The sequence below is a fragment of the Bacillus sp. NEAU-CP5 genome (assembly GCF_026420705.1).
GTDB classification, from domain to species: domain Bacteria; phylum Bacillota; class Bacilli; order Bacillales; family Bacillaceae; genus Bacillus; species Bacillus velezensis.
Genome location: NZ_JAPMOV010000002.1, coordinates 119309 through 138189, shown reverse-complemented (window position 1 = coordinate 138189; position 18881 = coordinate 119309). Strand labels below are relative to the sequence as shown.

Genomic DNA, 18881 nt, shown 5'->3' with positions numbered 1-18881 from the left:
GGGTGCGGGAATTTTTTTGTGATGAATGTTGTAAGCGTTTTATCCATGGGGGGAATGGAAATGAAAAAAATGAAAATCTTCGCTGCCGTCTTTTGTTTGCTGCTCTTGTGCGCGTGCGGGGGGAAAACGATAAAAGACCCGCTGAACTATCAGATTGAACCGTTTTCATATCAGAATCAAGACGGAAAAACAGTGTCACTGAAAAGCCTGAAGGGGCATGTCTGGATTGCCGACTTTATGTTTACAAATTGTAATACGGTCTGCCCGCCGATGACGGCGCACATGACCGAACTGCAAAAAAAACTGAAGGCTGAGAACCTGGACGTGCGGATTGTGTCGTTCAGTGTAGATCCTGAAAATGATAAGCCGAAACAGCTGAAAGCATTTGCTGCCAAATATCCGCTTTCGCTTCGCAACTGGGATTTTCTGACCGGTTACAGCCAAAAGGACATTGAAGATTTTGCGCTGAACAGCTTTAAAGCAATCGTCAAAAAGCCGGAGGGAGAGGACCAGGTCATACATCAAACCTCTTTTTATTTAGTCGGACCTGACGGCAAGGTGCTTAAAGATTATGACGGTGTGCAGAAGGTTCCGTATGATGATATCCTCTCAGATGTCAAAGCGGCTGAGGAGCTCAAGTAAACTGGCAGATTAGACATTTTCAAAACTGAAAAAACATGTTACACTTTCCACTAGTAGACGGGGAAGGAGCAACCAGATTGAAGCTGCGAATGTTCTCATTGATCGCCGGACTGGCTTTGCTTTTATCAGCTTGTTCTGTCCAGCGCACCGGTTCTGACACTGAAGAACCGAAAACGAAAGATCATATTGTCATAGCTGCGGTCGGTGATTCATTGACTGAAGGAGTAGGAGATCCTGACGGTTCAGGATACGTCGGCAGGGCAGCGGAGTCTCTTAAGAAAAAGGGACATGTGAAAACGGTAGATATTAAAAATTATGCGGTGCAGGGTGACAAAACGTCGGACCTGCTGGAAAAGCTTGATAATAAAAAAGTTCAGAAATCATTAAAGAGCGCCGACTATATCTTTTTTACCATCGGCGGCAATGACTTAATGAAGGTGCTCCGCCAGAATATGATGCAGCTGACGGTTCAGCCGTTCCAAAAGGAAGAGAAACCTTTTGAAAAACGGTTCAAGGCGATCGTTTCAAAAATCCGCAAATATAACAAAAACGCAGAGCTGGTGTATGTCAGCATGTATAATCCATTCACGTTTACGCTGCCTGAATTAAAAGAAATTAATGGGGTTGTAACGGATTGGAACAAGATCGCCGCAAAAGAGCTGGAAAAAGATCCTCACGCCGCCGCGGTGAATGTTGAAGACTTGTTCAGTCAAAAAAGCGGCAGCAGACGGATTTCAAAGGATGATGATTTTCATCCGAACGCAAAAGGGTATGCACTCATCGCCGATCGATTATACGGCATCATTGAAAAACAAGGATTACCAGCAGAATAGGGTGAAATGATGAAAAAGTGGAAATCGCTGTTTTTTGTTCTTCTCGCACTCAATGTGATTGCCGCCGCGGTAATTGTGACATTATTGGTTATGCCGGGAGAGCAGGCGAAAATACAAGATCAGACAAAAAGTGAGTACGGCTTTCATATCACAAGCTCTAAAGAATCTCTTGCCAGGTTTGTGAATGCGTACTTAAAAGAGAAGGCATCGAATCAGCTTGACTACAAAGTGGACATCAATAACGATGTGCACGTGGCTGGTAAAATTAAAGCATTCTCAACCTCCATTAATGCGGTCGTCACATTTGAACCGTCCGTACAGGAGAACGGAGATGTGGTTTTGAAAGTGACGAAGTTTTCATTAGGCGAATTAAGCCTGCCGATCAGCTTTGTGCTGAATTATATGGACAGCTTTTATGAACTCCCGTCATTTGTGCACGTTCATTCCGGGGATAAAAGCATCGAGATCCGTCTGTCAGAAATGCCTTTAGACAACGGCATGTATGTAAAAGCGGATAAAATCAATCTCGACACGGATGAAATTGAATTTTCCTATTATCATCCGAAACAATAAGTTTTCATGAAAAAAACACAGATCCTTTCAGGGATTTGTGTTTTTTCGTGTCAGCGTTTTTTGTCTAGCTTGCTGAACAGTTTGATTAACGTTGCAAGCTCTTCATCAGAGTAGCAGTCAAACCGTTTAAAAAAGTATTCTGTTTTTTTCTGGTTGAAATGATCGACAATTTTCTCCCCGGCTTCCGTAATATGGATTCTGATAATTCGTCTGTCCTCTTTAGAACGGATGCGGGTGATCCATTCCTTTTCTACTAAAGCGTCGGTCACTGCGGTAATGTGGCTTGCGGAAACCTCAAGAATAGGGGCAAATTCCGTTACTTTTTTAGGTCCTTGTTCACTGAGAATCCGCAAAATGGTGAATTCGTTCCTGGACAGCTCTTTATCTAGAATTTCATTAACTTCATTTCTGATTTGTTTAAACACTTTTCGAAGCAAAGCTTCCATATCATACATCATTTGTGTCCTTACTTTCAAATCATGAACCTCCAATATGTAGTCAGCGTGGCATTCGTTTAGCTTCCCCTGAAAGCAGAATTATTTTTATTCTGTTTATACATGCTATAATATAATAATACCACGTATGAACAAAGGAGGGCACCCGTATGTCAGAAAAAAAAGAAATCGCCACATTTGCAGGCGGCTGTTTTTGGTGCATGGTGAAGCCGTTTGACGAACAGCCCGGGATTGAAAAGGTGGTGTCCGGCTATACAGGAGGTCATACTGAGAATCCGACTTACGAAGAAGTGTGCAGTGAAACGACCGGACACAGAGAAGCCGTTCAAATCACATTTCAACCTGACATTTATCCGTATGAAAAGCTTGTCGAGCTGTTTTGGCAGCAGATCGACCCGACTGATGCAGGCGGCCAGTTTGCAGACCGCGGAAGTTCATATCGGGCGGCGATATATTACCATAATGATGAACAAAAACAAATCGCTGAAGCCTCAAAAAAACAGCTTGAAGAAAGCGGCATATTTAAAAAGCCGATCGTGACAGACATTTTAAAGGCTGAGCCTTTTTATGAAGCGGAAGGCTATCATCAGCACTTTTATAAGAAAAATCCTGATCACTACGGGCGCTACCGTGTAGGTTCCGGACGTCAAGGCTTTCTGGATGAGCATTGGAGGGACAGATAAGATGGCTTTTAATAAAGAAGAAAAAATCAAATCATTAAACCGCATGCAATATGAAGTCACACAAAATAACGGAACGGAGCCGCCGTTTCAAAATGAATTCTGGGATCACAAAGAAGAGGGGCTGTATGTTGATATCGTATCGGGAAAGCCCTTGTTTACTTCTCTGGATAAATTCGATTCTCATTGCGGCTGGCCCAGTTTTACAAAACCGATTGAGGAAGAAGAGGTTGACGAAAAACTGGACACAAGCCACGGGATGATCCGGACGGAAGTGAGAAGCAAAACAGCGGATTCCCACTTAGGCCATGTATTTAATGACGGCCCGGGGCCAAGCGGTCTCCGATATTGCATTAACTCTGCGGCACTCCGGTTTATTCCGAAAGACAAGCTGAAGGAAGAGGGCTATGAAGCCTGCCTGCATTTATTTGAAAAATAGAGCTCAGCAATGAGGCCTGCCTATCAGACAGGCCTTTTTTCTATGTTTTTTTTTCTTCATGTAATCGTTCAATAATCTTTACGATTGTGTCTTTTGTGATGAGCGGCGCTTGATCGGATTGATATCTGGGGAGATTGACCTTCCGAAATTCCGGATGTTTGGCGGGGTCGGGCAATATCGCGTAAAGATTGCCCCATTCATATAAAGATTCCGTCTCATGAGGAGAGGTCAGTTCTTCATGAAGCTTCTCACCGGGACGTTTTCCCACTTCAACAGCGGCGGGGCGCGGCAGCCCGTGCCGGGACGCATATTCCTCAAACCCGTGAAGCAGTTCTTCGAGCCTCAGGGACTCCATTTTAAAAATAAACGTTTCTCCGCCCTTTGTAATCGCCGCAGATTGCAGGGTGAGCGTTGCGGCATCATCAATCGACATAAAAAACCTCGTCATGTTTTTATCTGTAATGGTGAGCGGACCGCCTGCCATCAACTGCTCAAATAAAATAGGAATAACGGAACCGCGTGAACCTAGCACATTGCCGAAGCGGACCGAACAAAATACCGTACCGCGGTTTTGAACATGATGATTCGCCTGATGAAACAGCTTCTCGGACAACAGCTTCGTAGCTCCCATTGTGTTTACCGGGGAAACGGCTTTATCGGTTTTTTAAGGTATTTACTGTATTGTGAGGGACTATCAGTGACGGTGAGGTCGAAAACGAAAAATTAAACCTCAGGATAGGGGTGATTTCAAACTGAGCCGGAATTGGCCCTTTTCTTTTTTGTGTCATAGTAACGATAACTTCTTTGAAGACCATTCTTAATAGCGAGTTCTTTTTTTCTGTGCTTGATTCAATGTGATATTGATCAATTATCTTATTTATGTTGTTTCTGACTGTATTACTGTCTATTTCTGATTGCGCTTCTTGGGTTCCATTGAGCTCATGCTTGGCAATCTGGAGTTCTTTAAATTCTTCATCTAAAACAGCTTTTCTCTTCAAAAAAAGTTCATCAGTGTAAATGCCGCTCTCATATTTCTCGAAGATAAAATTCTCTTTGTTTTTTAACTCTTGTTCTTTTTGTGAGAGATGTTCAGACATTTGCTTTTTTGTTTTCACATTACTATTTACGTCTTCGTATTTAGAAATCATTGAAATGATATGTTTTGTTAAAGTCTTATTATCTAAGTTGCTTAAAGAAGAGAGGTAATCCAGAATGGCATTTTCAACATCGTTATATCTCACATAAGTGCATTTATTCTTTTTGCAAGTGAGTGATTTAACGTGATATACACTTTCCGTGCCGTTTTTGTTTTCTCGCGTTCGCCTAGTTTCGTATTTAGATAATGGTTCACCGCACTTAGAACAAGTGCATACGCCTGCCAATTCACTTAATTCCAATGCGTTTTTATTAGGCAGCAGGGGGACTTTGTTTGCAATTTTCTCTTGTGATTGTTGAAATTGTTCTTGATCTATTATAGGGGCATGTGCATCCGATACTACAATTTGTTCCTTTTCAGGTCTAATTGTTCGTTTACCGTCTTTTGTTTTTTCTCTAACCTTATATTTAACAGTTCCGATATACGCTTCGTTTTGCAGAATTGCTTTAATTGTGTATTGATTCCAGCGCTTTTTTCCTGATGGAGTCGGTATTTGTAATTTTGTTAAGTGAGAAGCAATCGCTGTATAACTATAATCTTTTCCATTCAACCCATTTAAAAAGAGGTTAAAGATGAATTGAACGACTTTTGCTTTTTCTTCGACTGGGACTAGTTTGGATGTTTTTTTGTTTAACCGGTATCCATAAGGCGCTAGCCCGGAAATCCATTTCCCTTGTGCCGCATATGTGTATTTAGCGCCTGTCATACGCTCTCTGGTCATTTCAAATTCTTCTCTGGCCATAAACAATTCAAAACGAATCTGACGCATGTCTGCAGGATTTCGAGGGTCATAAACTTTATATGGTGTAATGATAATCAATCGCTTGCTTTGAAGAAGGTTAACAATTTGTCCCGCATCACTGTAGCTCCCGCGGCTGAGTCTTGTTATTTCTTTAACAGCAATTGCCTGGTACTTGCCTTCCTCGAGGTCTTTAAGACATTCTTTAAAAACGGGGCGGCCCTCAATGCTTTCCCCTGACCCGATTTCCATTTTTAATTCATAGGGGATTTCAATCGACTTCAGTATTTTATTCATGAGTTCATTTTGTTCCGTTAGCGTATCTTCGCCTGTTCTTTTTTCCCGCTCCATATCCTGACGAGAGCGTCTAAGATACCCTAAAATATTTGTAATGTTGTAAGAATGAACGATGTTTTTTAACTCCAAAAAATCAGCACCTCCTCTTTATTGTATTTACTGTAAAAAGAGAAGTATTCGTACAATATTCTGTCTGACATTGAATACGAAAATAACCTAATATATTGTAAGGATTGTATTGTTTGAATATTGATCTATTCTAATCGGATTCATTTTTTAATTAAACGCCGACTTTAATTAACAGGGTTTTTATTTTGTTCATTTAATCCTCATATGGCAGCGCTTATGAGCAACTATAACTTGAAAACTAAATAAAATAATGGTTTTATCCATAAACAAAGAACTTAAAACGGTGGGGGAAATATCAAAGGAACTTAATATCCCAGACTGGGGTATTCTGAATCTATTTAAGGCAAAAAAAGTGGACAAGCTTTCTTACTCTGAATTGTCAAAGAGGAGGAGAGCAAAAGACTTTGATCTGCTATACGATCTGCATTTCAACAAAAAAATGAGCCTAAAAGAAATTGGCCGGAAATATAATTTTCGCCTCCCTACATCCGTCAAGTTTTTAAGGATCAAGGAATTGAGCACTTGGCGTTTAAAAATCAGAATAAGAATTAAAGAAATTAACGGATACGTTAATTCTAAAAACATCTAAGACTGTTTTTGAGAACAGTCTTTTTTATGTAGTAAAAATAGCTTAAATTGTGAATGAATATTTGATCACCGTAGTGATTTCTGAACAGTTTCAAATGTAGGACCACCTTACCTTTTTTAAACTAATATAATAAAAACAGGGAAAAATATTAGTATTTTATGGTATTGTGGTCAATGTGTTGAACAATAAAATTAGGGATAAAGGAGAGTTCAAATTGAAAAGTCTATTTGCTAAAATTCTTTTGATGTTGCTTGCAGCCGTTATAGCCATCCCTACTGTTGGAGCTTCGGCCTCAGAAGTGCAAAAAGCGAGTGTTTCTAAACAGGACGTGCAATTTACTTATAATCCTACCGAGCTTCAAAAACTAGCTAAAGAATACTCAGTCCCACCAGTTAAAGAAAAAGGCATTTTAAATGCTGCTGAAGAATTAAAAGGTCTCGAAAATGGTAACTCACAAGATCAAATGAGTACTATGGGAGCTAAAAGCGCCGCAGCTAAAGAAGCGATTAAGGTTATTAGAGGACTAGCGAATAATGCTTGGGCAAAAGACATTTTAGGTACAATGTTTGGAAAGTCCACGGTAAACAAGATTATTAAAAACACAAACAAAATTTGTAAGGTTCTCGAAGATATAACCGGGGCTCCTAAAGAGGTTGCTGCTATGGCAAGAAAACAAATTCCACCAGCTATTAAAGGTGCAGTTGGCGCAGGAGTTGCTGAAACAATTGGCATGGCAGTAGAATATATCATCCTTGCTGCAGATTATCTTGTTCTTTAAATACTAAAATTAAAGGTGATAACATGACTGGAAATCGTTTTGTAGACTGGTGTAACGAAAATAACCTAAATTCTGAAGACGAAACTTTTCTCGTCCAGTTGTCAGGTGCATTTTGTAATTATGAAAATGATAAAGCGAAAGAAATGAATAAACAACTATTCATTAACCGATACGGTGAAGAGCTTGGAATTAGCTCCATTAAAGGAGATAATCGATCAGAATATGAAGAAATTATTCGTACTTATGAAAAGAATAATTACAAGCAGAACGAAATTAATATAGATGAACTGCTTCAGGCATTATTTGAGACAGAGATGATGTTATCTTTAAAAGAAAAGTTTTGATAAAATCCTAATTGATGTATCATAGGGGTTTAATCAGCCACTATAGGCCACAGAGTCCCTCACACGCTCTGTGGTTTTTTTGTTTAGATTGAATGTATCCAAATAAAAAAAGAAGCCCCAGAGGACTTCAAAATAATTAATTCTTCTCACATGCAAAGTTGTCATTATCCCGATCCATTTTAGATGTATAAGCAGGGTGAGTGCTTGGTACGCCATGCGGATATTTCTTTCTCAGCTCTGTGCAGTTTGCAAAGTGTTCTGTTCCTCCAGCAGAAGGGGAGGCTTGTGCAGAGTTAGAAGAGCTGCTTGATGCTGAACTGCTTGAGTTCGATTTATGTGTCTCGGATTGGTGTGTTGTAACTGACTTTTGAGCCGGCTTAGATACACTTACTGATTTCTTCGGTTTCGTTACGCAGCCATTAAATCCTTTATCAGTCGCATATCCATTCTTACTCCAAATCTTCAAGTCTTTATCTTTCGCAGCTTGCTCATCTTTCTTATACGTGTCTAAATACTTCGTGTTTGGCTCATATACATAAGCTACTCGTGCTAATCCTTCTTTAAGCAGTGTTTCTTGTACTGATTTGCCATCTGCATAAACGTAAGCCAGCATTCTCCCATACTTGTCTGTACGATCTCCTTTATCAAACTCCAGTTGAAGTTTTCCCTTGTTAACCAGCTGTTTGTTTCTTGCTGAAGCATCCTCACCATATGGTTGTACGCAAGAGTTTGGCCTCTTAGTTTTAGGCGTGTCAACAAGTAAATAACGAACAGTTTTGACTTCGCCTTTATAGTTAACTTTAATCGTATTCCCATCAACTGTTCTGTTAAGTGTTACATCGACCAGCTTTTTCTTTTTGTCAGACGCCTTTTTATCCGAGGAATCCTTCTTTGAAGCATTTTCGGCTTTTTCATTGTTGTCATTATTGCTTTTGTCGTTTGATTGAGTGTCTGCCTTTGTCTCTTTTGCATCCTTTTCTTCTTGCTGCGTTGTTTTAGCTTTATCTGAATCTGTTTTATCTGTAGAAGCAGAATCAGATCCACACGCAGCCAAAGAAAAGCTTAGAGATAATGCGCCAATGCCTAATAACCATTTCTTCAATGTAATTCCCCCAATTTGTTTGTTCTGTCTCTATATCGGACAAACCTTCCTAATTATAAATATAAAACCAAAGATTGTAAATTGTGTTTTGGTATTTTAGGACACTCAAATACAGTTATGTGGTAAAATTTAGTGGCCTAAACACCTTAGAGGAGGGAAATTTAAATGGAAGAAGGAAAGTTAATTCGCATGACTCTTGATGGGATAAAGGAAGCTGTTTCTAAATACGGAACTTTTCCTATGCTCCAACATGGAGGGCATGTCATGGAAGATGCTGCTTTTCAATTCAGAGACCCAGCCAGTCCTCAAGAAATTAATAGTTTAGAAAAGATGTTAGGGGTAACTTTGCCCAATGATTATAAAGAGTTCCTTTTCAATCACAATGGAATGGAAATGTTTAATGGTATTGAGCTTCTTAGTACAGAAGGGATAATTGAATTTAATGAAGTTCAAGACTTCCCTAAGGGATATGTCCTAATTGGGTACCATTATGATGGCAGGTATGTTATTGATGTAAACAGATCAAATAAGGGATTAGGATATATGTTGTATCTGGATTCAATTGATAATATTGAAGATACGGTATATTTAGACTCTAACTTTGAGATATGGTTTGACATGTTGGTGTCATCAAACGGAACTAAATATTGGGAAGTAAAGCCTAAAATTAAAGAATATTATAAATATGTTTCAGAATAGAGAGTTTAGATAAGACCAAGTGGAAAGGAGACAGATATGAAGGTATTTGAAGCATCCTCGTTAATCTCAGCCGCAGAAAAGCGGGCAAAACAATACGATCAGATTAGAGAACAATTTATCAATCTCAGAAAAGCGTTTCAGGGAATGGCTGACTTAGACGACAGTGAGTTTTCAGGCAAAGGCGCAGACAACATTAAAGCATTCTTTCAAGATCACGCCGGTGTCACAGACAGCTGGCTTGATCTGATCGATATGAAAATTGCTTTTCTTAACAGTATTTCAGGAAAAGTAGCTGATGCCGGATTGGCCGATTCGTTTGTGGAAGAGTCATTTTTAGAACACGAGCTGATTCATGCGAAGAATAAATCAAAAGCCATCATGCAGGAGCAACGCAATGAAATGAAAGGTATCCTTGATGAAATCAGCGATATCATTCATCTTGATGTTTTCTCTACAGAAGATGTCGATCAAAAGCTGGATTCAGCAGACAAAAAACGGGATAAGACCATACATAAACTCGGAAAGCTTGATCACGATCTAACGAAAGAATACGCAGAAACCGAAGCGAATGAGCATTTCATCCAAGCTGACTTTCAACAGCTTCAAAATGCCACGGGTAAGGGAAAAAATGCAACACCACTTCACTATAACGCCAAGGCGTACAGAGAAAGTGACATACATAAGAAAAAAGGCGAGATTGCGAGACATGCGGATGCTTATTTGACGATTAAGAAGGAAGAAGCGAAAGAGCGGGAAATCAAGGATCTGAAGAAAAAGCTCGCTGACGGTGTGACCGATCCGGATGAATACTTGGAAATTGCGAAGAAGATCGGTTACGAGAATCTTGAACCTTCCCAACAGCAATATGTGATGCAGCTTGAACAAGCAAAACAGCTGGAAGAAGCCGGAGAAGTGACTTGGGATATTTTAAAAGGAGCCGGCGTCGGTCTATATGATGTCGGGAAAGACACGGTAACCGGTTTATGGGACTTCATAACCGATCCAGGAGAAACCCTGTTAGCGCTGGGGAATGCAGTACTTCATCCAGTTAAAACATATGATGCTGTTTCAGCAGCAATCGAGGAATCGTATCAACAAGATATGGTAAATGGAGATGCGTATTCCAGATCAAGATGGGTGACATATGCAATTGGTTCAGCAGCTGTGGCTGTCGTCGGAACGAAAGGTGCAGGAGCCGTTAACAAAGCTGATGCGGTGGGGAAGGTCATAAACAAGGCAGGACAGGCAGGGAAGAAAATTAAAGACGTTAAGATTGCAGATTTGCTTCCTTATAAGTCTAAGTATGATCTTGCTCTGGCGGGTGACGTACCATACAATGTAGTGGATGGAGCAAACTTAAAAAATCAACTAATGAGTTTTGCTAAAAGGTCAGATAAAGAAGTAGAACCTTTCGATGTTGTTGATTATAGACCGAGTAACAGTCCCTTAGAGAATCATCACGGTGTAATGGACGTATGGGCTAAACACAATGTTCCGAATTATGTGAGTAGAGGGAGTAACACACCAACAGTAGCTTTAACTAAGGAACAACACAACGCTACCAAGAAAGTATATAGAGAATGGTTGTTCGAAAAAACAGGGAAGAAAGTAGGCGGCAAAGTAAATTGGAAAGAAGTATCCCCCAGGGAAATACAAGAACTTACTGAGAAGATGTTTGATGCTGCTAATGTTCCTAAAAAAGCGAGACAGCTATATTATAACGCATTTAATCAATACAACTTTAGAAAGTAGGTGCGGACTTGAGCATTGATATGTTAATCAAGAAGATTGCTTCCACATCAGACTGCCGGCTGTTTGAAGCTGATGGTCTCCCGACAATAGACGAGAAGCATCAACTACCAAGAGATGTTAGTGAATTTTATGAGCAATGTGGCGGAGCAGTTTTATTTGAAAATGCGGATTATCCAATATATATAGTAAGTCCACAAGAGTTTAAATTGGCTAATCCCGTTATTGTTGGGGAACTTTGTGAAGAAGATATTTCATCCGATTGGTATATTGTTTGCACGGATGGAAAAGGAGAATACCTAACAATTGACTTAAACGAGGAGCGAAAAGGAAAATGCTATGACAGCTTTTTTGATCGACATGGAATAGTCGGCGAAACACAGGTGATAGCAAGTTCATTTACAGATTTAGTACAGCGACTGCTTGAGAATAAGGGTAAACATTGGTATTGGTTAAGAGATGATTATATATCACTAGGCGATGCGTATGATGGCGTAGAAATTGAATAATCTATTAAACAAAAGTATTGCAATTGTTCAGTGCTAAAAATGTGCAATGCGGAGAGGATTATATGAGCTTCTATAATATCAAACAAAAGTTGAAAGATTTTTCAATTTATGCAAAAACAGATCCTAGCATTAATACAAATGAACAACTCAAAGAAATTGAAAGAAATATAGGTAATCAATTGCCTTCCGACTATAAGGATTTTTTGAAGGGATATGGAGGCTGTTATTTAGAAAGTAAAAAAACAACAGATGAAGTTGAGTACGACGTTTGCTACAAACCTATAGAGAAAGATCCTTGGATGGGTAAGGAAGATGATACACAATTACTAGAGAGCTTCTATGGTTTAGCTAACGATCATAACAGTCTCCAAAAAGCAATCAATACTTCTAGGAATATTATTCCTATAGCAAGCTCGGCAGGTGGTAATGAAATATGTATGGACATCGACAATGAAAAAGTTTTGTTTTGGGATCACGAATTAAGTCAGCCTGATAAAGACTTTTTCCTAATTGCCAATTCGTTTGAGGAGTTTATCCTAAGTTTAGTAGACGAACCAATTGAAACGGATGATAGTGACAGTGATGTGGAAATTGAGATTTTAGACAATGACTTTGGAAAATTGCTCTTTGGTAAGGACAATTAGCTTTTATTTTTAGGAAAAGTATTGCAAAGTTAAGCTCTCAGAAAGAGAGCTTTTTATTTTCGATAGAAACTAATTATAAAAAGGGAGAGAGGTTATGGATTCGTACCAAATAAAGAAATTAAAATCCGAAGAATACAATAAGTGTAATAATATTTGGGACATGGAAAAGAAAAAGAAAATGGCTAAGGTGTTTTATGACGAATTAGTAAGCGGAAACAGAATTACTTTTATTTACTTCAGTGAATGACGAGTTTATAGGAGAAGGATCGTTAGTTTTTCAAAACAATGACCCAGATTATACCATTCCGGATAAACGCATTTATCTATCTCGTATGATTGTTAAAGAAGGATATCGAAATTGTGGGATAGGTGGTATTATTGTTGATTATTTGATTGATTATGCTAAACAATTTGGATATGAGGAAATAACACTCGGTGCAGATACAGATAACTTAAACGCAAGGTATCTATATGAAAAGAAGGGTTTTACAACCGTATTATTTCTTGGTGAAGATGAATATGGTGAATATGTAAAACTCCTAAAAGTATTAAAATAAAATTCCCGAGATTATGGTGAATGTGTGGGAGGTTACTTTCACAAACGATGATAGACGGTAACTTAATCTAATCTAATCTAATTAGATCGTTATTAAGATGCGGATTAGCATTTATCCTCTCAAAACCAACCCGTACTGAACTAGGATACAGTTGGCTGAGGAATTATTTTTCCATGTATTGTATTTTATGGTATTCTTGAAATGAAAGGAGGAGACAATGAAAAAGAAATTAATTGGGGTCTTGATCATTGTTTGTTTTTCTGTGTTCATGTATGGCGCAGTTACACATTCTTTTAAAAATCAAAAATCCACTGAGGAAGTATTAGAAAGTGCATGGGATGAATTTGGCTTATTTAGCTTTGGAATTGGAGAAACAGACCCAGTCATATCAATTGGTATGGATAAAACAAAAAATGAAGAAGAATTACGGCGCTATCTAAACGACAATTTATCTGAGGAAGCTAAAGAAAAATATAAAGTTAAAATCATTAAAAAGGATATCAATCTTTTAGAAGAACAACATGAAAAGTATTTAGAAAGTGTTGAAGCATTGATACATTAAAGCTTTGTATCGGCTCTAAATAAAATAACGGTGATATCCAATAAACAAAAGTTTTGTAAACATTCCAATTATTTCATTTAATCTGTTATAATCAAACTGTGAAATACAAACTGGTTATATTACTATTTCTTTAATAAGAAATGCATAAAATGCTTGTTCGATGTGGTTTCATGATAGACCTAACCCTTCAGGTTTCCAGCTCAAGGGAGGTCTATTTCTTATTGAACTTTTTATCATTTACTTTCAGTTCATTTCCATTGGTGTCGACATTATAGGCTTTTACGGAAATATCCTCTCCTTGATACCAAAAAGCAAATGGATTGGACAATTGATGTTCCTTAATGGTGTTGTTTTTTAATGTGTAATAATATGGTTCATGTTCAGCTAACAAGACGATATCGTCTGAAGAGGGGGTTTTTTTCTGGATATATGGTATATCCGGTACCTTAAAGTATCGTTTATTGAATTTTTCTCCTTGTGATGTGGATATGAGTACGCTTTTCTTGATGAGTGGATTTGAATAGATAAAAAAGATTTTATCCTCGGTTGGATTAATTTTAGAAGTACGTACAGAGTGTTCACCTTTATTTATAAAGAATGCATTGATCAACAATATTACTATTACACCAATTAGAACTCCTGAAATCCCATATAAAACATAAGACTTTTTTATATAACGCTCCTTATCTTTTACATAAAATAAAAAGACACTTGCAGAATAAATCTGCAAGTAAATTAAATGATTAGGAGCAGACAGTTTTTGATGAGCGGTCAATATCCAGATGTGACAAGTGCTTCTCCATTACTTGTTTAGGTCTGTTCCTTTTGTATTTTTGTATGATTGCCACACAAGTTTAGAGCAATACTATTTATTTGTGCTTTTTTTGGTTGCAGCCACTGAATAAGGCTTACCTGTTTTACTACTAGCATATCTCTGGGCCTTTACCTTATCATAGATATCTGCGCCCTTAACATACTGTTTCTTTTTGCTTTTGAATCGCTTACTCCAGTTGTTCTGATAATTCCTTACCCCTTTTCCGGCCCATGCTTCCATAATCCTTGAATTATCGCTTTGCACAATAGCATCGTGACCGTGCCTCCAGCTGGAAGTGCTATTATCATATGTTGTAAGTATATCTCCAACTTTACCCATTTTCCCAGAGGCATATGTCTTATTTCTTTCGCCTACAATTTGTTTATATTCATCAGGGTTTTCTTTTTTTAAAAGTTCAAGTTCTTCTTCGATATTTGGATCAACTTCTGGATAATTCTTAGCTTTTTCTGTATCGATGTCTGCTTGTGCAAGTTCTTGCTGAATTTCAGGCGAGGAGAGATCGAGGGTGTCTTCGCTATCATCAGAAGTAGCATTAATAGAGTAAGCGGTACCGATTGTTAACAAAGTGGTCATTAGAAAAATAGTAATCTTCATCTTCATTTTTAAAATCTCCTTTCAAGAAAATATGGTTATGTACCCAATGTGTTGCACGAAATCTCCTCTCTATTTCCTAGACTAGGTACAGTTAATTTATATAATTAATTACATTTATTAACAATATTTAAATAAATTGCCAAGGGCGATTTAAGGTTTTAAGTTTTTTACCAACAATTACATCGAACGATTGTTCCTGTTTATATTGAATAAAGAACGTTTGTTCCGTTAATGTTAGATCAATAAAGGAGTGATTCAAAATGCTTAGAGATCGAGGAACAATCAAATGGACTTCCATGATGCTTCCAGAACATTTAACGCAACTAAAACAGGACTTATTAGAAGTTTCAAAAATGGAGAAGCCATCTTTAGATGAACAACAAATTGAGGAGATTGACATCTTGGTTTCTGAAGCAATGGCATTGAATAAAGAACTAAAGTTTAAGCTCTTTAAAGAAGGGGTTGCCGAGGATTTAATCGGTACAGTTCAATATCTCAATTACGAACAACACAAATTACATGTAAAAGATCATCGCGATCAAACCGTATACATCACCATGAATGACATCATAGGAGTTGCTTACAATGATTGATTACTCACAGTTTCCACGTAAAAATATACTTTGTGTAGATATGAAATCCTTTTATGCTTCAGTTTCAGCTGTAACAATGGGATTGAATCCAATGACATGTTACCTCGCTGTAGTTGGAAACACGGATAGACAGGGAAGTGTCGTCTTAGCAGCATCTCCTGCACTTAAAAAAGATTATGGAATCAAGACTGTTCCCGGTTATTTGAGATTCCAGATGATCCGAGAATTCACATAGTAAACCCGCAAATGAAACTTTTCATCAGAGTTTCAACTGAAATCACTAAATTGTTTTACAGGTTCGTTCCTGAAACATGTGTACACACGTACTCAATTGATGAATCTTTTTTAGATGCAGGAAAAGAAAATCCTGAAGTCATGGCAGAAGCAATTCAGAGCAGTATGAAGAGAGAGTTTGGCTTAGTTTGTACTGTTGTTGGTATTGGTGACAATATGCTGCTGAGTAAGTTAGCTCTTGATTTAGAGAGCAAGAAAACAAAGAATGGGATAGCACGATGGAGATATGAAGATGTTCCTAAAAAGCTTTGGTGTGTTTATCCGTTATCTGAAATGTGGGGAATAGGAGGGAGGATGGAGAGGAATTTAAACCGGATGGGGATTTCAACTGTTGGTCAATTAGCTAAATATCCACTAGAGCTGCTTGAAAAACGCTTCGGCATCATGGGCAATCAGCTTTATTATCATGCTCATGGAATCGACCTTTCTGAAATTGGAGCTCCTTTAATGCAGGGACAAATAAGCTATGGGAAAAGCCAGATATTACTTAGGGATTATACGAAAAAAGAGGATATCAAGGCCGTTCTATTGGAGATTTGTGAAGAGGTTGCGCGAAGAGCGCGGACACATAATAAAGCAGGACGTACCATCAGCTTGGGAATCGGTTACTGTAAAGATGAGTTCTGCGGCGGCTTTCATAGAGCTAAAACGATTGATTTACCTACAAATATCACAATGGATATTTATCGATATTGCTTGAGGCTTTTTGATAAATTCTATACAGGCAAAACGGTACGAAGTGTTTCAGTTACCTTATCCAATATTGAAGACGATGTAAATCAACAATTAAGTATTGTTTGAAAAGGACAATGAGAAGAGAAGAAAGCTTGGATTTGTTATGGACGGGATAAGAAATAAATACGGATCAAAAGCGATCTTACGAGCTGTTTCTTATACACCTGGAGGCACAGCATTGTATAGAGCAGGATTGACAGGTGGACATAAAAGTTGATGTCTTAATTACTTGAATCGGTAGTATACTAAAAATATTTTTAAGGGAAAATGAGTTGGAATAAAAAATTCCACAAAATGACTTTACAAATATCGGATATTAGACTATTATATTATTGAATAATCTGATTATTCAATATGTTGATGAAGGAGGGGGAATAATGGAGGAAATTCAAAATGTTTCACAAGTTGAACTGGAAGAAACTTGCTATGATTGGGAAATGAATTAGGAAATATGAGGGGTAACAAACTTAGGTGTTACCCCTTCATTTAAAAAGGGGTGATGAGATTGTCTCTTTTAAATAAACAATATGAAATGTTCAGATGTGCAATAGATAAAACATATTTCCAAAAGTATAAAGAGCATAATGAATTTGACTGGGTGAATTTTGATTATTTTAGAAAGTTACATTACAGTAAGCGAACAATTAGATTTAACCACGTCTTTCCACAAACAAAAAAAGAAATAGAAAATTGGGATTTGTTGGTGAATGATTTCTGCGAAAAAAATATATACAGGGGACAAAGGCTTGAAAAAGACATAAGAAGTTTCTTGAAATTTCTTGCGGAGAAACATGGAGATGGAAGCTTTGTTTTTCAACTAGCTAGACATGAATTTAATATATATAAAGTGGCTGCTGGAAATGAAAATGGTGTCTTAGATCAATTTAACTACCCGATTACTGAGGTAAAAGATCAGCATAATTCAAAATCTGAAAAATATGATTATTTATATTTGAAAGAAAAAAAGAATGTTAGAGTATTCAAAATTCAACATTTCGTGTCTAAGTGGGTAAAAATATACAAAGCAGTTCAATGTGTCGAAAAATCATGGGAATTAATACATAAACATTTAAACACTGATGAAAAAGAACAGTTAAATTCTGCAATAAAAAGTTTCAAAAACTTAAGTTTATTAGATATATGGAAGCGAGAGCATGCCAGTGATTAAATCCAATAATATTAAAAATAGAATTGTGATAGCGGGTGCTATTGATAGCTTAGGTGCTTCTATTGTATGGACTGGTTTGCCACTATATGCATATTCGATTACTGGTTCTTTTTTATATACCTCGTCATTATTCTTCACTACAGCTATAGCTCGTATAATTGCAACCTTTTTAGGAGGTTACTTGGCTGACGTATCCTCGAGCAAAAAAATAATGATAAGGTGTCTATCTATAAATTGGATTTGCTATTTATTTTTATTTTCGGGATTATTCTTTAAATTCACCTGGATTATATTTCCGGTAATGTTGATATCACAAGGTTTAAGTACGATTTCAAACATGAATCAAAACCTATGGTTTAATTCACTTTGCTCCAAAGAGACATTAGCTTCAGAAATTAGTGGAAGAAATTCTTGGTTTTTGGTTAGCAAGACTACAGGATTTTCTCTAGGGCCTCTTATTTATAATTATCTTAATGCATATTCTTTATTAATCAATTTGGTTACTATAATTTTCGCCATCTCTTTAATTTCCAGTATAAAAAACAAAGGTTATGTAAGTGTAGCAAGGAAAAAAGATAACATTTTTAATTCCTTTAAAGAAGTTTACAGGAATCAATTGTTGAAAAGATTAAATATAATCGAAATATTGAATGGATTAACCTTTCCGGTTTTAACAAGTTTATCAATATATATCCTCCAAAAGAATTTAGACGCATCTTCTATTACTATTTCATCGTTTTGGTTTATTGGGGGCGTAGGGGCTGTTGCAGCTAATATAGCTTTATCAAGATTAAAACTGTTTAAGTTGAAATACGTTTATTTGTTCGTAATTAGTTTTAGTCTCATTATAGGTGGATTAATGCTAATGACAGTAGCGAATGTTCCCTTAGTTTATTTAATCGGATTTTCTTTATTCACACTTGGCACACCTATTATAAACAACCTACTAAGATCAAAGGTTTTTATTCACGCTCCAAAAGATATGAAAGGTAAAATAACATCTGTTATAACCTCTTCGTCAGATCTAGGTACTGTATTAGCTTTATCAATTTCATGGATTATTGTTGAAAAATTTGGCGCGATTTCTTTTATGTTCTTTGTCATTGGAACTAGTGTATTTAGAATATGTTTATTCTTCTTTACTCTTCATAAAGTGGAGAGCAGTATGGAAGTGAGGGGATAATGC

At 37.3% G+C, this 18881-nt stretch carries 19 protein-coding genes and 4 pseudogenes; 17 read left to right on the top strand and 6 right to left on the bottom strand.

Annotation, left to right across the window (positions count from 1 at the left end; genetic code table 11):
- Positions 1–60: 60 nt before the first annotated feature.
- The 3 genes from OTK50_RS05815 (at position 61) to OTK50_RS05805 (ending at position 2048) form a co-directional block, all read left to right on the top strand.
- A complete protein-coding gene (locus tag OTK50_RS05815) occupies positions 61–642 on the top strand; it encodes an SCO family protein (protein WP_224223616.1) in 582 nt (193 codons plus the stop codon).
- A gap of 77 nt (positions 643–719) precedes the next feature.
- Positions 720–1475 carry an SGNH/GDSL hydrolase family protein gene (locus OTK50_RS05810; protein ID WP_224223615.1) on the top strand — a complete coding sequence of 252 codons (756 nt, stop codon included), beginning with the start codon at positions 720–722 and terminating at the stop codon, positions 1473–1475.
- Between the two features lie 9 nt (positions 1476–1484).
- A complete protein-coding gene (locus OTK50_RS05805) occupies positions 1485–2048 on the top strand; it encodes a YpmS family protein (protein WP_029326139.1) in 564 nt (187 codons plus the stop codon).
- 50 nt (positions 2049–2098) lie between these two features.
- Here OTK50_RS05805 and OTK50_RS05800 read toward each other — a convergent pair whose 3' ends face one another.
- Entirely contained in the window at positions 2099–2524 is a 426-nt protein-coding gene (locus OTK50_RS05800) for a MarR family transcriptional regulator (protein WP_003153639.1), read from the bottom strand.
- Between the two features lie 128 nt (positions 2525–2652).
- Between OTK50_RS05800 and msrA the strand changes: the two genes are divergently transcribed.
- Both msrA and msrB read left to right on the top strand, forming a co-directional pair.
- Positions 2653–3186 carry a peptide-methionine (S)-S-oxide reductase MsrA gene (gene msrA / locus OTK50_RS05795; protein ID WP_003153641.1) on the top strand — a complete coding sequence of 178 codons (534 nt, stop codon included), beginning with the start codon at positions 2653–2655 and terminating at the stop codon, positions 3184–3186.
- Position 3187: 1 nt separating this feature from the next.
- Positions 3188–3622, top strand: a complete 435-nt coding sequence (gene msrB / locus OTK50_RS05790; protein WP_007409536.1) for a peptide-methionine (R)-S-oxide reductase MsrB — start codon at positions 3188–3190, stop codon at positions 3620–3622.
- A gap of 40 nt (positions 3623–3662) precedes the next feature.
- Here msrB and OTK50_RS05785 read toward each other — a convergent pair.
- Both OTK50_RS05785 and OTK50_RS05780 read right to left on the bottom strand, forming a co-directional pair.
- Positions 3663–4283: pseudogene (locus OTK50_RS05785) on the bottom strand (polysaccharide biosynthesis protein); the annotation flags it as partial.
- Positions 4259–5943 (bottom strand): annotated as a pseudogene (locus OTK50_RS05780) (recombinase family protein). The pseudogenes OTK50_RS05780 and OTK50_RS05785, both read right to left, overlap by 25 nt.
- An 803-nt stretch (positions 5944–6746) precedes the next feature.
- On the opposite strand from OTK50_RS05780, the gene OTK50_RS05775 reads away from it, so the two are divergent.
- Both OTK50_RS05775 and OTK50_RS05770 read left to right on the top strand, forming a co-directional pair.
- Positions 6747–7310 (top strand): hypothetical protein, encoded by a 564-nt coding sequence (locus tag OTK50_RS05775; protein ID WP_064505233.1) that lies wholly within the window; start codon positions 6747–6749, stop codon positions 7308–7310.
- Positions 7311–7333: 23 nt separating this feature from the next.
- Positions 7334–7654 carry a hypothetical protein gene (locus OTK50_RS05770; RefSeq protein WP_021493967.1) on the top strand — a complete coding sequence of 107 codons (321 nt, stop codon included), beginning with the start codon at positions 7334–7336 and terminating at the stop codon, positions 7652–7654.
- Between the two features lie 136 nt (positions 7655–7790).
- Here OTK50_RS05770 and OTK50_RS05765 read toward each other — a convergent pair whose 3' ends face one another.
- The gene (locus OTK50_RS05765; RefSeq protein WP_224223614.1) at positions 7791–8756 is read right to left on the bottom strand and encodes a thermonuclease family protein; all 966 of its coding nucleotides are present in this window, start codon (positions 8754–8756) and stop codon (positions 7791–7793) included.
- A 264-nt stretch (positions 8757–9020) separates the two neighbouring features.
- On the opposite strand from OTK50_RS05765, the gene OTK50_RS05760 reads away from it, so the two are divergent.
- From OTK50_RS05760 to OTK50_RS05735, 6 genes are all read left to right on the top strand, one after another.
- A complete protein-coding gene (locus tag OTK50_RS05760) occupies positions 9021–9455 on the top strand; it encodes an SMI1/KNR4 family protein (RefSeq protein WP_224182301.1) in 435 nt (144 codons plus the stop codon).
- Positions 9456–9491: 36 nt separating this feature from the next.
- Positions 9492–11207 (top strand): T7SS effector LXG polymorphic toxin, encoded by a 1716-nt coding sequence (locus tag OTK50_RS05755; RefSeq protein ID WP_224223613.1) that lies wholly within the window; start codon positions 9492–9494, stop codon positions 11205–11207.
- 8 nt (positions 11208–11215) lie between these two features.
- Positions 11216–11713, top strand: coding sequence for an SMI1/KNR4 family protein (locus tag OTK50_RS05750; protein ID WP_224223612.1), 498 nt, complete (start codon positions 11216–11218; stop codon positions 11711–11713).
- A 62-nt stretch (positions 11714–11775) separates the two neighbouring features.
- Complete coding sequence (locus OTK50_RS05745) at positions 11776–12357, top strand: SMI1/KNR4 family protein (protein WP_224223611.1); 582 nt, start codon at positions 11776–11778, stop codon at positions 12355–12357.
- Positions 12358–12596: 239 nt separating this feature from the next.
- Positions 12597–12914: a GNAT family N-acetyltransferase gene (locus OTK50_RS05740; RefSeq protein ID WP_223198287.1), complete on the top strand. Its 318-nt coding sequence runs from the start codon at positions 12597–12599 to the stop codon at positions 12912–12914.
- Positions 12915–13131: 217 nt separating this feature from the next.
- A complete protein-coding gene (locus tag OTK50_RS05735) occupies positions 13132–13476 on the top strand; it encodes a hypothetical protein (RefSeq protein ID WP_224223610.1) in 345 nt (114 codons plus the stop codon).
- A 214-nt stretch (positions 13477–13690) separates the two neighbouring features.
- Here the strand turns inward: OTK50_RS05735 and OTK50_RS05730 are convergent.
- A pseudogene (locus tag OTK50_RS05730) lies at positions 13691–14149 on the bottom strand (hypothetical protein); the annotation flags it as partial.
- A 192-nt stretch (positions 14150–14341) separates the two neighbouring features.
- Complete coding sequence (locus OTK50_RS05725) at positions 14342–14911, bottom strand: hypothetical protein (RefSeq protein ID WP_224223609.1); 570 nt, start codon at positions 14909–14911, stop codon at positions 14342–14344.
- Between the two features lie 254 nt (positions 14912–15165).
- On the opposite strand from OTK50_RS05725, the gene OTK50_RS05720 reads away from it, so the two are divergent.
- The 4 genes and pseudogenes from OTK50_RS05720 (at position 15166) to OTK50_RS05705 (ending at position 18878) form a co-directional block, all read left to right on the top strand.
- Positions 15166–15498, top strand: coding sequence for a YolD-like family protein (locus tag OTK50_RS05720; RefSeq protein WP_224223608.1), 333 nt, complete (start codon positions 15166–15168; stop codon positions 15496–15498).
- A pseudogene (locus tag OTK50_RS05715) lies at positions 15491–16744 on the top strand (DNA polymerase thumb domain-containing protein). Before OTK50_RS05720 ends, OTK50_RS05715 begins: the two are co-directional and overlap by 8 nt.
- A gap of 282 nt (positions 16745–17026) precedes the next feature.
- Positions 17027–17695 carry a hypothetical protein gene (locus tag OTK50_RS05710; RefSeq protein ID WP_224223607.1) on the top strand — a complete coding sequence of 223 codons (669 nt, stop codon included), beginning with the start codon at positions 17027–17029 and terminating at the stop codon, positions 17693–17695.
- The gene (locus tag OTK50_RS05705) at positions 17682–18878 is read left to right on the top strand and encodes an MFS transporter (RefSeq protein ID WP_224223606.1); all 1197 of its coding nucleotides are present in this window, start codon (positions 17682–17684) and stop codon (positions 18876–18878) included. The genes OTK50_RS05710 and OTK50_RS05705 overlap by 14 nt, the downstream gene beginning before the upstream one ends.
- The last annotated feature ends 3 nt before the right edge of the window (positions 18879–18881 follow it).

What these genes read in the sequence shown, in the direction of transcription:
- msrA (WP_003153641.1), top strand. Translation starts at nt 2,653, where the DNA reads ATGTCAGAAAAAAAAGAAATCGCCACATTTGCAGGCGGCTGTTTTTGG.
- OTK50_RS05805 (WP_029326139.1), top strand. Translation starts at nt 1,485, where the DNA reads ATGAAAAAGTGGAAATCGCTGTTTTTTGTTCTTCTCGCACTCAATGTG.
- OTK50_RS05745 (WP_224223611.1), top strand. Translation starts at nt 11,776, where the DNA reads ATGAGCTTCTATAATATCAAACAAAAGTTGAAAGATTTTTCAATTTAT.
- OTK50_RS05760 (WP_224182301.1), top strand. Translation starts at nt 9,021, where the DNA reads ATGGAAGATGCTGCTTTTCAATTCAGAGACCCAGCCAGTCCTCAAGAA.
- OTK50_RS05720 (WP_224223608.1), top strand. Translation starts at nt 15,166, where the DNA reads ATGCTTAGAGATCGAGGAACAATCAAATGGACTTCCATGATGCTTCCA.
- OTK50_RS05735 (WP_224223610.1), top strand. Translation starts at nt 13,132, where the DNA reads ATGAAAAAGAAATTAATTGGGGTCTTGATCATTGTTTGTTTTTCTGTG.
- msrB (WP_007409536.1), top strand. Translation starts at nt 3,188, where the DNA reads ATGGCTTTTAATAAAGAAGAAAAAATCAAATCATTAAACCGCATGCAA.
- OTK50_RS05755 (WP_224223613.1), top strand. Translation starts at nt 9,492, where the DNA reads ATGAAGGTATTTGAAGCATCCTCGTTAATCTCAGCCGCAGAAAAGCGG.
- OTK50_RS05710 (WP_224223607.1), top strand. Translation starts at nt 17,027, where the DNA reads ATGAGATTGTCTCTTTTAAATAAACAATATGAAATGTTCAGATGTGCA.
- OTK50_RS05725 (WP_224223609.1), bottom strand. Translation starts at nt 14,911, where the DNA reads ATGAAGATGAAGATTACTATTTTTCTAATGACCACTTTGTTAACAATC.
- OTK50_RS05815 (WP_224223616.1), top strand. Translation starts at nt 61, where the DNA reads ATGAAAAAAATGAAAATCTTCGCTGCCGTCTTTTGTTTGCTGCTCTTG.
- OTK50_RS05705 (WP_224223606.1), top strand. Translation starts at nt 17,682, where the DNA reads ATGCCAGTGATTAAATCCAATAATATTAAAAATAGAATTGTGATAGCG.
- OTK50_RS05770 (WP_021493967.1), top strand. Translation starts at nt 7,334, where the DNA reads ATGACTGGAAATCGTTTTGTAGACTGGTGTAACGAAAATAACCTAAAT.